Origin of the sequence: Streptomyces poonensis (assembly GCF_014650915.1) — a bacterium.
GTDB classification, from domain to species: Bacteria; Actinomycetota; Actinomycetes; order Streptomycetales; family Streptomycetaceae; genus Streptomyces; species Streptomyces poonensis.
This window is the reverse complement of sequence record NZ_BMVW01000002.1, coordinates 616,295-629,542: the sequence shown is the minus strand read 5'-3', so window position 1 is coordinate 629,542 and position 13,248 is coordinate 616,295. Positions and strand designations below refer to the sequence as shown.

General features: G+C 73.1%; 10 protein-coding genes. 5 read left to right on the top strand and 5 right to left on the bottom strand.

What is annotated here, in order from left to right; all coding sequences use genetic code 11:
• Positions 1 to 247: 247 nt before the first annotated feature.
• The 3 genes from IE242_RS09655 (at position 248) to IE242_RS09645 (ending at position 2,166) form a co-directional block, all read left to right on the top strand.
• Positions 248 to 490, top strand: a complete 243-nt coding sequence (locus IE242_RS09655) for a DUF397 domain-containing protein (RefSeq protein ID WP_030585495.1) — start codon at positions 248 to 250, stop codon at positions 488 to 490.
• Positions 491 to 674: 184 nt separating this feature from the next.
• Positions 675 to 1,589 (top strand): universal stress protein, encoded by a 915-nt coding sequence (locus IE242_RS09650; RefSeq protein ID WP_189857349.1) that lies wholly within the window; start codon positions 675 to 677, stop codon positions 1,587 to 1,589.
• A 79-nt stretch (positions 1,590 to 1,668) separates the two neighbouring features.
• Positions 1,669 to 2,166, top strand: a complete 498-nt coding sequence (locus IE242_RS09645; RefSeq protein WP_189857348.1) for a glycosyltransferase family protein — start codon at positions 1,669 to 1,671, stop codon at positions 2,164 to 2,166.
• 138 nt (positions 2,167 to 2,304) lie between these two features.
• Here IE242_RS09645 and IE242_RS09640 read toward each other — a convergent pair whose 3' ends face one another.
• Together IE242_RS09640 and IE242_RS09635 are read right to left on the bottom strand one after the other, a co-directional pair.
• Positions 2,305 to 4,296, bottom strand: a complete 1,992-nt coding sequence (locus IE242_RS09640) for an N-acetylmuramoyl-L-alanine amidase (protein WP_189857347.1) — start codon at positions 4,294 to 4,296, stop codon at positions 2,305 to 2,307.
• Between the two features lie 280 nt (positions 4,297 to 4,576).
• Positions 4,577 to 5,716 carry an aminoglycoside phosphotransferase family protein gene (locus tag IE242_RS09635; RefSeq protein ID WP_189857346.1) on the bottom strand — a complete coding sequence of 380 codons (1,140 nt, stop codon included), beginning with the start codon at positions 5,714 to 5,716 and terminating at the stop codon, positions 4,577 to 4,579.
• A gap of 235 nt (positions 5,717 to 5,951) precedes the next feature.
• On the opposite strand from IE242_RS09635, the gene IE242_RS09630 reads away from it, so the two are divergent.
• Complete coding sequence (locus tag IE242_RS09630) at positions 5,952 to 7,451, top strand: DNA-binding protein NsdB (protein ID WP_189857345.1); 1,500 nt, start codon at positions 5,952 to 5,954, stop codon at positions 7,449 to 7,451.
• Positions 7,452 to 7,502: 51 nt separating this feature from the next.
• On the opposite strand, the gene IE242_RS09625 is transcribed toward IE242_RS09630, so the two are convergent.
• The 3 genes from IE242_RS09625 to IE242_RS09615 form a co-directional block, all read right to left on the bottom strand.
• Positions 7,503 to 8,924 carry a PP2C family protein-serine/threonine phosphatase gene (locus IE242_RS09625; protein WP_189857344.1) on the bottom strand — a complete coding sequence of 474 codons (1,422 nt, stop codon included), beginning with the start codon at positions 8,922 to 8,924 and terminating at the stop codon, positions 7,503 to 7,505.
• A gap of 258 nt (positions 8,925 to 9,182) precedes the next feature.
• Positions 9,183 to 10,781: an alpha/beta hydrolase gene (locus tag IE242_RS09620; RefSeq protein WP_189857342.1), complete on the bottom strand. Its 1,599-nt coding sequence runs from the start codon at positions 10,779 to 10,781 to the stop codon at positions 9,183 to 9,185.
• A gap of 123 nt (positions 10,782 to 10,904) precedes the next feature.
• On the bottom strand, positions 10,905 to 11,954 hold the full coding sequence (locus IE242_RS09615) for a LacI family DNA-binding transcriptional regulator (protein ID WP_189857340.1): 1,050 nt from the start codon (positions 11,952 to 11,954) through the stop codon (positions 10,905 to 10,907).
• A gap of 122 nt (positions 11,955 to 12,076) precedes the next feature.
• Between IE242_RS09615 and IE242_RS09610 the strand changes: the two genes are divergently transcribed.
• Complete coding sequence (locus IE242_RS09610; RefSeq protein ID WP_189857337.1) at positions 12,077 to 13,231, top strand: Gfo/Idh/MocA family protein; 1,155 nt, start codon at positions 12,077 to 12,079, stop codon at positions 13,229 to 13,231.
• Positions 13,232 to 13,248: the final 17 nt, after the last annotated feature.

Below are 13,248 nucleotides of genomic sequence, written 5' to 3'. Positions count from 1 at the left end.
ACTCTCCCTCACCGACCGCACACTCCGGTCGACCGATCATTCGGTCGCCGCGTTCTGGATCAGTAATCCAGCCCGGTACGTCCTGGGCAAGACATCGGCTCGTACTTTCTCGCGGTGCCGACACGGCACGCGACGCCGCTCCCGGGGACCGGCCTCCGCCCCCGGAACCTCCCCCTCGCACGGCCTGTCGGCAGCGGTGACCGATCGATAGTCTGACGGCGGACGACGAACCGGGAGGAGCACGGACGTGGCCGAGACCACCATGGAGCAGCCCTCACTCGCGGGCTGGAACAAGCCTGACCTGGACCTCACGGGCGCCGAGTGGCGCTCCAGCAGCCGAGGGCGGGGCGACGTCCAGATCGCCTTCGTCGAGGGCTTCATCGCGATGCGCAACGGCGGCCGGCCGGAGAGCCCCTCCCTCATCTTCACCCCCGCAGAGTGGGGCGCCTTCATGTCGGACGCGCGGGAGGGCGAGTTCGACCTGACCTGAGCGGATCCGCCGCCGAGGCCCGTCCGGCACGGGGCGTGACAGCACGCCCCGGCCGCGGTGGACGCCGCCACGGAGGTGAATCCTCGCTTTTTCCGGACACGCGGTCCGTGACCCGCCCCGGAACCGGCCGCTGAGTCAGGCTGGCCCCGGGAAGACGAAGCATGTGCCCGGAAGCGAGGATTCGATGAGCACTCCGCCGGTCATCGCGGCCGTCGACGGATCGGAGGGCAGCCTGCGCGCCCTGGACTGGGCCGTCACGGCCGCCCGGCTGCGCGAGGCCCCGCTGCGCGTCGTCCATGTGCGGCAGTACGCGCACTGGGCCCAACCCGAGGTGCTGGCCGCCGGACCGCCCACGCCCGTCGACGATCCGGTGCTGGACGAGATCCGCGCGCGGCTGAGGAACCTGACCGGTCCACCGGCCGTGGAGTACGCGGGCCTGGAGGGCGCACCCGGTGCCGTGCTGCCGGAGCTCGGTACCACGGCCCAGCTGCTGGTGCTCGGCTCACGGGGCCGCGGCGGATTCGCCGGACTGATCCTGGGTTCCAACGGCATGGCCGCCGCCCGGGACGCCGAGTGCCCCGTGGTCGTCGTGCCGCCGCCCGGCCGCGAGGTCCACGACTCCCCGCCGCTCGCGCCGGGGCCGCGCGTCGTCGTCGGACTGCACACCGACAGCCCCGACGAGGTCACGCTCGGCTTCGCCTTCGCGGAGGCGGGCCGCCGTGGGGCCCGCCTCCAGGTGGTGGCCGCCTATCCATGGCCGCTGGGGACGTGGACGGTGCCGGGGGACTTCCCGCCTCCGATGATCGACCCGGACGCCGTCGCCCGGGAGACCCGCACTCTCGCGGAGGGCCTCACCGCCGCGCACCGCGGCCGGCACCCAGGGGTCGACGTGGAGTTCACCGTGCTCGCGGGCGACGCCGCCGGCCATCTCGTGGCCGCCTCCCGGGACGCCGCCCTCGTGGTGGTGGGCCGCCACCGCCGCCGCCTCCTGGCCCCCGCCCGCATGATGGGCTCCGTCACCCAGGCCGTCCTGCTGCACGCGGCGAGCCCGGTCGCGGTGGTACCGCCGGCACCGGATCAGACCACGGAGAAGGAGTGACGTCGCACGCCCGTACGACTCGGGTTTCCGCCCCTCGCCCGCACGTCACGGAATCCGCACGTGCACGTACCATGGCCGCATGTCCTTCCTCCGCCGCCGCAGCGCCACTCCCGCAGGGCCCGACTTCGACGTACTGGCCATGGACCCGGGTGACTGGCCCGGCAACCTCGGCGCGGGCCTGCTGCCCGCCCCCGACGGCAGCTGCCAGGGTGTCTTCCTGCGCTACGACCTGTTCGGCGGCCGGGGCCCCGCGATGATCATCGGCAACCTCCCGGAGGGCTCCCCGGCGCGCGAGGTCGCCGAGGGCGAGGTCCCGTTCGAGGTGGGCCAGCTGCTGCTGGCGCTGGAGAACGACGAGGACGTCACGGTCGTCGGCTCGGAGGACGTCCCCGTGATGCAGGGCGACAACCTGCTGATCGTGCGCCGGCTCAAGCTCTCCGAGAGCCGGGTCTCCTGTGTCCAGTTCGACCGCAGCGACAATGTCCTGGTGACCATCGCCGCCTGGGACCGCCCGATCACGGACGACCTGTACGCGCTGCTGAAGCCGCTGCCGGCGGAGCTGTTCCAGCAGGGCTGAGCGGGCTTCCGCACGCCCGGCCGCACGTGCCGGACCGGGCCCGTGGAGCGGACATGCGAAAGGGCCGGGGAGCCGTACCCCGGCCCTTCGTCATGTCCTCCACCAGGAACTAATGTCTCCTGAAGGACCCTGTGTCTCCTACGAGGACGTGGCCACGGCCGACGGAAGCACCCGGACGTCCGCCGCCCGCACATACGCCACCCGGTGGCCGAACTGGATCTCGTAGTACTGGTCCTCACCGACCACGACCCGGTGCACGCTCGTGTCGAAGGACGGCGCGTAGAAGTACTCGCCGGGGACCTTGCCGCCGGCCGCGTACCGCTGGCCCGCGAGCAGCTTGTACGGCAACGGGGAGACCGCCTGGACCGGCACGCCCTCCGGGTACGCCGCCGCCTCCGGGTACGCCCTGCCGTACACGGGGACCTCGGCGAGGCCCTTCCTGGGGGTGACGACCGGGCCGGCCGCGTGCACCGCCGTCGGCTGCCCCGCCGGATTGCGGAACCAGGCCTTCTGGCCCAGGTACCAGATCGCCGTCCAGTCGCCCGCACGGCCGGCGACCGCGTACTGCTGGCCGGTGGACACACGCGAGCCGATGTCGTTGACGTCGACGGTCGAGTCACCGCCGCCCGGGCGCAGGCCGATGTCCTTGATCAGCGGGGAGTTCTCGTCGGGCGCCGTGTGCAGCCGTACGGCGCTGGAGCCGTGCACCGGGCAGGGCTCGCCCGCGCTCGCGCAGCCGGTGTACTCCGGCCGGTGCTCCGAGAAGACGGGCGCGATGGTGACGAGGCCGCCCTTCGGGCCCGCCGTGGGCGTGAACGGCTTACCCAGCAGCGTGAAGTAGTGCCGCCAGTCCCAGTACGGGCCGGGGTCGGTGTGCATGCCGGGGATGTTCGCGGCAGTCACCCCGGGCACGTTGTCATGGCCGAGGATGTGCTGACGGTCCAGCGGGACGCGGTACTTCGCGGCGAGGTACTTCACCAGACGGGCCGACGTCCGGTACATCGCCTCCGTGTACCAGGCGTCCGGCGAGGCGAGGAAGCCCTCGTGCTCCAGGCCGATCGACTTGGCGTTGACGTACCAGTTGCCCGCGTGCCAGCCCACGTCCTTCGCCTTCAGATGCTGGGCGATGTGGCCGTCGGTCGAGCGCAGGGAGTAGTGCCAGGACACATAGGTCGGGTCCTGGACCAGCTTCAGGGTGGTGTCCCAGGTGGCCTCGGTGTCATGGACGACGATGTACTCGATGCGCTGCGACGCCGGACGGTCCGCCAGGTCGTGGTTGCCGTAGTCGCCCTCGCCGAACTCCTCGTACGGGGCGGGGATCCACTCGCACGACACGGTCCGCGGGCACTCCGTGCCGTCCGTGTCCGTCGCGCGCAGCCCGGCCCGTGTGAGCCGGTCCGTGTCCGGGCGCAGCCCGGGCTCGGCGGTCAGGGTCACCCGCTGACCGGCGTCCGTGGTGCGCCGCTGGCCGGTGCGGATCACCTCGAAGACGTCGTTCGCGTACGCGGCGGCCGTCGCGCGGTCGTCCGCGCCGGAGAACCGCGCCACCGCCCCGTACCAGTCGGCCGGGTCGTCGCTCGCCGGCGCGCCGAGGTCCCGCTGCGCGGCGGCGAGGAGCGCGGCCCCGCCCGCCACGTTGGCCGCGGCGTCCGTGCGCAGTTCCTCGGCCGGCAGGCCGGTCAGTTCGGCGGCCTTCGGCAACGTCCGCAGCCGCGCGGGGAGTTCGGAGTCCTCCGGTATGTCCGCGGCCGGGGGTGTCATCGGCCGCGCCACGTCGCCGCGGGGGTCCTCCGCGCCCTCGCTGTGGGGCGGCGCCTCGGCGAGGGCCCTACGGGCGTCGGTCAGATGCATCGGACCGTAGCCGCCCGTGACACTCGGCGCCCCGCCGTGCGCGTCCCAGCGGGACTGCAGGTACGAGACGCCGAGGAGGACGCTCTGCGGTACGTCGTACCGGGCGGCCGCGGCGGCGAAGGCGTCCTGCAGCCCGGCGGAGTCCCGGGCCGCGGCGTCGTGCGGGGCCGCGCCGAGCAGGGGCAGCAGCAGCGCCGCCGAGGCGACGGTGACCGCTGCCGTACTGCGTGCGCGTCTGTGCCCGGCGACGGGCCTCGGGACGGTGGGGGATCCTCGCAAAGCAGCCTCCTGGAACGGTCGGGCCTGAGCGGGGGCACACGATGACAAGCGGATTGTGGCTCAGTAGTGGTATCGGCTCACCGGCGATCCGTCAATCATGCGCCGGTAATGGCGAAAGCCGATGTCAGGAGGGGTCCGGCGAGTCTTTTCCACGACGGTGGCGGCGGGGCCTGCGGAGCGTCAGTGGACTGGACCAGTGGGTGCGACAGTGCGGCCGCGCGCACGACGAAGGTCCGCGGTGCGCCCTCGTCCCGTGCGCACCGCGGACCGTCATCCCCCGTCAGCGAGTGCCGACCGCCGCTCGTACAGCCCGGCGGGCGAGCTGGCAGTCGTCGTGCAGCCGCCTCAGCAGCAGCCGTTGTTCCTCGCCGGACGGCGCAGCACCCGGGTGGGCCGGTCCCGGGGCCGCCGGGGCCGTGTCGTGCATCGAACGCTGCACGGCCGTCTCATAGGTACGGATTTCCCGGGTCAGCACGAGCATCAGGTTCACCAGGAACGCGTCCCGTGACGCCGGGCCCGCCGACTGGGCGATCTGACTGATCTGGCGGCGCGCGACCGGGGCGTCCCCGAGCACCGCCCAGAGCGTTGCCAGGTCGTACCCCGGCAGGTACCAGCCCGCGTGCTCCCAGTCGACCAGCACGGGGCCCGCCGGGGAGAGCAGGATGTTCGACAGCAGGGCGTCGCCGTGGCAGAACTGGCCCATGCCCTGCCGGCCCGCCGAATGCGCGATGCCGTGCAGCAGCTTCTGCAGGTCGCCCATGTCCCGGTCCGTGAGCAGACCCAGGTCGTGGAAGCGGGAGATCCGTTCCGCGTAGTCCAGCGGCGCGTCGAACGTGCCCGCCGGGGGCCGCCAGGCGTTCAGCCGGCAGATCGCGCCCAGCGCCGCCCGGATGTCCGCGCGGGTCGGTGCCTCCAGCGGATGCCGCTGCAGCGCGGCCGCCCGGCCCGGCATCCGCTCGATCACCAGGGTGCAGTTGTCCGGGTCCGCCGCGATCAGCCGAGGCACCCGGACCGGCGGCCGGTGCCGGACGAACGAGCGGTAAGCAGCTATTTCGTGCCGGCACCGGTCGGCCCACATAGGGGAGCGGTCCAGCAGACACTTCGCGACGGCGCTGCTCCGGCCCGTCGTGCCGACGAGGAGCACGGAGCGCCCGCTTCGGCGCAGCACCTGCACGGGAGTGAACTCCGGGCAGATGCGATGCACCGAAGCGATCGCCGCGCGCAGCTGCGCGCCCTGGGGGCCGGACAAGTCGAGTCTCCCGCTGAGCGGTTGGGGACCGGGCCCCGGAGCGCGCCGCGTCCGGCCGGCGCCGAGCACGGCGGCCGCCGGGTGCGCGGGGTCGGGATAGGGGCCGCCGCTCCCGGGGCGGGAGCGCAGCGACCGGGGAGGGGCGGACACGGAGGACGATGCTGCGTGCATGGGCGGAACAGATCCCTTCGTGTGCCGGAGAGTTCGACGCCTGACCCGGCCCGGCCGCCTGGTCGCACCCTGGGGAATGTTCCCTCGGCGACCGGGTCGGGGTGGCGCGTTCCTACCCGACACCCGATCGCCGGTGGCACACCATCTGGCGTGCCCTGGCGAACCCTGGCGAATAGTCCCGCAGCAACTGACACAGGGCTACTGTCAAGTCAGCCGAGAACCCTGGGGGCTTGACGTGAGCGGACAACCCAACACCCGTCTCGCGGACCTGTTCGGCCTGGCCGGCTGGTCCAAGGGCGAACTCGCGAGGCTGGTCAACCGGCAGGCGGCGGCCATGGGCCACCCCCAGCTGGCCACGGACACCTCGCGGGTGCGGCGCTGGATTGACATGGGAGAGATCCCGCGCGATCCCGTACCGCGGGTGCTGGCGGCGCTGTTCACCGAGCGTCTCGGCCGTGTCGTGACCATCGAGGACCTCGGTCTGGTCCGGCACGGGCGCACGGGGAAACGGCAGGGCGGCGGGAGTGCGGAACATCCCGACGGAGTGCCGTGGGCGCCCGAACGGACCGCCGCGGTCCTCACCGAATTCACGGGAATGGACCTCATGCTCAACCGACGCGGCTTGGTGGGCGCGGGCGCCGCGCTCGCCGCAGGATCCGCACTCAGCAGCGCCATGCACGACTGGCTGCACACCGATCCGGCCCTCGCTGCCGACGCTCCCCGACTCGACAACCCCCTGCACGCCGACCCCGCTGGGTACGACCGCTACGAGGCGGCCCCCATCGGGTCGCAGGAGATCGAGGAACTGGAGCGCTCGGTAGAGGTGTTCCGGGCCTGGGACGCATCCCGCGGCGGCGGGCTGCAGCGCAAGGCTGTCGTGGGACAGCTCAACGAGGTGGGCGGCATGCTCGCCTACCACCACCCCGACCATCTCCAGCGGCGCCTGTGGGGCGTCGCCGCCAACCTGGCCGTTCTCGCGGGCTGGATGTCGCACGACATCGGCCTGGAGCCCACGGCGCAGAAGTACTTCGTGATCGCCGCGCACGCGGCCAGAGAAGGCGGGGACCGGCCCCGCGCGGGGGAGGCGCTGTCCCGGGCGGCCCGCCAGATGGTGCACCTGGGCCGGCCCGACGACGCGCTCGACCTGATGAAGCTCGCCAAGTCCGGTTCCGGCGACGAGGTGCTGCCGCGCACCAAGGCCATGCTCTTCACCATCGAGGCCTGGGCACAGGCGTCCATGGGCAAGGGCCAGGCCATGCGGCGCACCCTCGGTGAGGCGGAGGAGCTGTTCGTCTCCGATCGGGGAGACGTACCGCCGCCCAGCTGGATGCAGATGTTCGACGACGCGGACCTGCACGGCATGCAGGCCCTCGCCTACCGCACGCTCGCCGAGCACGAGCCGGCCGCGGCCGGTGACGCCCAGCGCCACGCCAAACAGGCACTGCGGCTGCGGGAGGCGGGCCGGGACCGGTCGAAGATCTTCGACCACATCTCGTTGGCGTCGGCCTGCTTCATCGCCGACGACCCCGAACAGGCGGACACCTATGCCCGGCTGGCCCTGACGTCGATGGGGACGAACTCCTCCCATCGCACCTGGGACCGGCTGCGCGAGATGTACCGGCTCACCGGGCAGTACTCCAGCTTTCCGAAGATCCAGGACCTGCGGGAGGAGATCGAGCGGGCGCTGCCCAAGGGACAGTGGAAGTCCGCCGGAGGCAACAGCACGCGGGTGTAGTCGGCTGCGGCTGCGGTCGGCTGTTGAACAGGCAGAACAGGCAGACAGGTCTCAGGACACGACCCGTGCGACGAGCACACAGGCGTCGTCCTCGCGCTCGGTCCCGCCGAACTCCTCGACGACCGTCCGTACGCAGTCCTGGGCGGTGCGGGCCCCGTCGAGGCGGGAAGCGAGTCCGAGCAGTCTGCGGGCGGCCTCGGTGCCGCTGTGCCGGGGGACCAGTCCGTCGGTGTGCAGCAGCAGCAGATCGCCCTGGCGGAGGACCACCTCGGCCTGTCCGTAGGCGGCGCCCGAGGTCGCTCCGAGGAGGACGCCCTCCGGTGCCGTCAGTGCGCACCCCGTCCCGTCGCGGAACAGCAGCGGGGCGGGGTGTCCGGCCTGCGCCCAGGTGAGGACGTGGGTCTCCGGCCGGTAGCGGCAGCACACGGCGCTGCCGAGGGCCGGCTCGACGGCGGCGTCGAGCAGCTGGTTGAGACAGCCCATGAGGTCGCCGGGCGCGGTACCGGTCATGGCCATGCCGCGCAGGGCGCCGATCAGCATCGCCATGCCGGAGGTGACGGACACGCCGTGACCGGTGAGGTCGCCCACGGTCAGCAGGGTGTCCCCGCCGGGCAGTTCCAGGGCGTCGTACCAGTCGCCGCCGATCAGCTCGCTGACCGCGCAGGGCAGATAGCGGGCGGCCAGGTCGAGTGTCTGGGGGCCGGTGCGCGGGAGCCGCAGGGAGCCCTGCCACGGCGGCAGCACGGCCTCCTGCAGCTCGACCGCGAGCCGGTGCTCGCTCCGGGCGATCTGCCGCTGACGTTGCAGCGAGTCACGGGTCTCGCTCACCGTCCGCTGGCTGCGCCGCAGTTCGCTGACGTCCCGCAGCACGGCCCACATGGACGTGGTGCTGCCGTCGGCGTCGAGCACGGGCTCGCCCATCATGTGCACGGTGCGCTCGGTGCCGTCGGGGCGCACCACGCGGAACTCCCCGTCGATGCGCTGGGCGTCGACCAGGCAGTCCGTGACCATTCTGGTCAGCCGGCACCGGTCCTCGTCCAGCACCAGCGACGGCAGCTCGTCCAGGGTGAGCGCGGGAGTGGCGGGATCGCGGCCGAGGAGGCGGTACAGCTCGGCGGACCAGTTCGCCTCGTCCGTCAGCAGGTTCCACTCGGCGCTGCCGACGCGGCTGAGCAGGGAGCCGCTGAGGGAGGTGGCGGGCGTGCCCCGGCCGGGGCCGCCGTCCGCCGGCGCCGGGGGCGGGCCGTCCCGCAGCTGGGCCAGGTGTTCGTCGAGGTCGTCCAGTTGGTGCAGGGCCAGGTCGTACAGGGCGCGCTGCCAGCGTCCCTCGGGGGCCGTGTCGTCGCTCCGGGTGTCCCTGCGCACCGCGTCCACATCGCCCCGCAGCCGCCGTGTCTGCGTGATCAGCGCGTCCACGGGGCCGCGCTCGGGCGGCTGGGCCGGTGGGCGGTCCGCAGAGAGATGGGACGGCATGACGTACTCCGATGCGGGGCGGTACGGCCAACACGGACGAAAGGACCGGTTACGACTGTTGCACAGCCCGCGACGCGCTGTAAGGGATTCGGCAACACCCGATGCGGTGGTGCTTCCGGCATATGCCGCAGGCCTCCCAGGTCGCGCGTTCGACGCCCGTACGGGATGCGCCCGCCGCGCCGAAGTGGCAGGATCCCGGGGCAAGTTGACGCGCCGTCGGAGCCGGTGCACGGCAGTCGTGCCGGGCCCGGCCGGCCTTCAGTCCTCCGGACCGCACGAACTCCCGTGGTCCGGCAGTGAACCGTACAGCAGGAAGTCGTCGATCTTGCGGTGTACGCACTTCGACGATCCGTACCCGGTGTGCCCGTCGTCCCTGTTGTCGAGGACCACGGCCGAGGGGCCGAGCCGCTGGGCGGTCTCCACCGTCCAGCGGTACGGCGTCGCGGGGTCGCCGCGCGTGCCGACGAGGAGCATCTTCGCGGTGTCCACGTCGCGCACCCGCTGCTGGACGAAGTCGGTGCCCTTGGGGCGGCCGTGGCACATCAGCACCTGGGTGAGCCGGTACGGCCCGAAGACCGGGGACGCCTTCTCGTACGCGGCGCGCAGCCGGCCGATCTCCTCGGTGATCCACCCGGCGGACGGGCGGTCGGGGTCGTCCGCGCAGTTGACGGCCATCAGCGCGGCGGGCAGGTTGTCGAGCGGTACGTCCTCCTCGGCCACGAGGCCACCGCCCTGGTCACGGCCCGGTTTCCGGTCGCCGTCCGCAGGGTCGGCGCGCAACGGGTACGGTGCCGCGGAGCCGCCGCCCGCGAGCTCCCGCACGCGCCGGGTGTCGCCGTCCAGCAGGAGGGAGCTCAGCGCCTCGGTGAGGGCGGGCCACAGCTCCTCGCTGTACAGCGCCTGGCTCATGGCGCCCACCAGGTCCTCGCCGGTGAGCTCCGGGCCGTCGGCCGTCGGTACCGGGTTCTCGTCCAGCGAGCGGACCAGGGCGACCACCTGTTCCCGGGCCGAGCGGGTGTCCTCGCCGAACGGGCAGGTCAATTCCTCGGTGCACGCCTCGAGATAGTGCTCCAGCGCGGTCTGCTGGCCCCGCGCGGCCGCCAGGCCCTGCTCGGAGGGGGTGTCCGTGAGCGTGTCCACGCCGTCCAGGGCCATGCGCCCGACCCGGTCGGGGAACTGCGCCGCGTACACCGCGCCCAGCCGGGTGCCGTAGGAGAAACCGAGGTAGTCGAGCTTGTCGTCGCCGAGGGCCGCGCGCATCACGTCCAGGTCGCGGGAGACGTTGACCGTTCCGATGTGCGGCAGGACGGGACCGGAGTGCTCGCGGCAGGCGGCGGCGGCCTTCCGCAGCAGCTTCAGCGACGCCCGGGGGTCGCGTGCGTCGTCGCTGTCGTCCGTGGCCTCCAGGAACTGGTCGGTGCCCTCGCCGCAGCTGACGGGGGAGGAACGGCCGACACCGCGCGGGTCGAAGGTCACCACGTCGTAGCCGTCCGTCAGCCCCATGAAATCCTCGCCGCTGTGGGCGAGCAGGGGTATCCCCGCGCCGCCCGGACCGCCGAAGTTCAGCAGCACGGAACCGCGCTTCTTCTTGCCGGTGGCCTCGTACCGCGCCATCGCCAGGTCGAGGGTGCCGGCGCCGGGCCGAGCGTAGTCCAGCGGTACGGTCACCTTCCCGCATCGCAGGTCCGCCGGCATCTCCACGCCCTCGCACGGGCCCCACTCGATCCGCTGGTGGTAGAAGCGGGACAGCTCGGGTCCGCCGGTGTCCGCCGAGGCCGCCGGGGGCCGGCCGGTCCCGAGCAGAGCCAGTGCCACGGTCGCGGCTCCGGCCGCGCAGCGTCTGTACGTGGACAGCATGCGTGCCTCCAGGGACGTCCGGCCGCGGGCCGGGATTGCCCCCCGCCTCACGATAAGCGGGCACCTCCGGCCGCGCCCGCGGGCGGGCGGGACGCCGGGAAGTGCCGTATCCTGCGCGCCTCGTCAGGCCGGTGCCCCGCCCGGCGGTGCCGTCGTCCCCCGCACCTCGAGGGACGGGGCGGTGAGGACGGTCTCGGCGTCCCGGTCCGGGGCGGCGATGCGGTCGAGGAGGCACTGCGCGGCCCGGCGGCCGACCTCGTGGCCGGCGTTGTCGACCGTGGTGAGCCACAGGTGCCGCAGCCGGGAGAGGTAGGTGTTGTCGTACCCGACGAGGGACAGGTCGTGCGGCACCCGCAGGCCGAGGCCCTCGGCGGCCGAGAGGGCGCCGATGCAGGCGATGTCGTTGAACGCGAGGACGGCCGTGGGGCGTTCGGGGGCGCTCAGCAGGCGGACCGCGGCCCGGTAGCCGCCCTCCTCGGTCAGGTCGCCCTGCTCCACGATTGCCGTGCGCGCCAGGCCGTGCTCGCGCATCACCGAGGTGAAGCCGCGGCGGCGCAGTTCACCGACCACCCCCTGCCCGGCGATGTGGGCGATGCGCCGGTGGCCGAGCCCGATGAGGTGCTCGGTGGCGAGACGCGCGCCGTGCTCGTCGTCGCCCGCGACGACGTCCACCCGGGGCAGCACGGGCTCGCGGGCGCCCGCGACCACCGTGGGGATCCGTTCGGCCGCCGTCTCCAGCGCCGGGGAGGGCGGCAGGGTGCCGACCGCGATCAGGCCGTCGACCCCGAGGGCGGTGAAGGTGCGGGTGAGGTTCTCGCCGCGGCGGCGGTTGAGCCGGCCGTCGTCGAGGAGCATCTGCAGACCGCGGTCGTGCAGGCGGGAGCCGAGGCCGTCGAGGAGCTCCACGAACCAGGGGTTGCGCAGGTCGTTCAGGAGCACACCCACGACGGGCGTCCGCTCCGCGCGGTCGATGCCGGCGGGCCCTGGCAGGGGGCGGCGCTCGCTCAGGCTGCGGGCGGCGGCGTTCGGCCGGTACCCGAGCTCCTCGACGGCGGCCAGCACGGCCCGCCGCTTCTCCGGCCGGACGTGGCCCGAGCCGCGCAGGACGAGCGAGACCAGCGACTTGGACACGCCGGCCCGCTCGGCGACGTCGCGGATGGTCGGTGGTCTCATGCTTTGGACCGTTCCATAAGGGTCCCGGACCTGTCAAAGGAAACAGCATGTGCTGTCATGGTCGGCAGAGGGAGCGGGAAGTGCTCTGAACTCTGGAACGGTCCAAAGAAGGGCAGTCAGTCATGGTGAGCAGGGTCGGCGTCGCCGTCGTGGGGTTCGGCTGGATGGGGCGGGTGCACACCCAGGCGTACGCGCGGGTCCCGCACCACTTCCCGCACCTGGCCGTCCGCCCCGAACTGGTGACGGTGGCCGAGGAGGTGCCGGGCCGGGCCGAGGAGGCCGCCGCGCAGTTCGGCTTCGCCGGGACGGCCCGTGACTGGCGGGAGGTCGCCGCCGACCCCCGCGTGCAGGCGGTCAGCATCACCGCCCCCAACTTCCTGCACCGTGAGATCGGCGTCGCGATGGCCGAGGCGGGCAAGCACATCTGGATCGAGAAGCCGGTCGGCCTGACCGCCGACGACACCCGCGCGGTCGCCGATGCCGTCGCCGGGGCCGGCGTCCAGGGCACCGTCGGCTTCAACTACCGCAACGCCCCCGCGGTCGCCGCCGCCCGGCAGATGGTCGACGCCGGCGACATCGGCGCCGTCACCCATGTCCGCATCCGTCTCTTCAGCGACTACGCCGCCCACCCTGAGGGTGCCCTGACCTGGCGTTACGAGCGTGAGCGCGGCGGCAGCGGGGTGCTCGGCGACCTCGCCTCGCACGGCGTGGACCTGGCCCGCTTCCTGCTCGGCGACATCACGTCGCTGACCGCCGACACCGCCGTGTTCGTGCCCGAGCGGGCCCGCCCCACGGGCGCCACGGCCGGCCACTCCCGCGCCACCGGCGGGGAACTGGGCCCGGTGGAGAACGAGGACTACGTCAACTGCCTGCTGCGCTTCGCCTCCGGAGCCCGCGGCGTGCTGGAGGCCTGCCGCGTCTCGGTCGGCGAGCAGAACAACTACGGCTTCGAGGTCCACGGCACCCGGGGCGCGGTGTCCTGGGACTTCCGCCGCATGGGCGAGCTGCGCGTCAGCCGCGGCACCGCCTACCAGGACCAGCCCGTCAGCACCGTGTACGTCGGCCCGGGCCACGGCGAGTACGCCGCCTTCCAGCCCGGCTCCGCCAACGCCATGGGTTACGACGACCTCAAGGTGATCGAGGCGCACAACTTCCTGCGCTCGATCGCCGACGGCACCGCGTACGGCCCCACGCTGGACGACGCCGTGCACATGGCCACCGCGCTGGACGCCATGGCCCGGTCCGCCGAGCGGGGCGGCTGGGTGGAGCTGGGCTGAGCGGCCCGGGCGCGCGG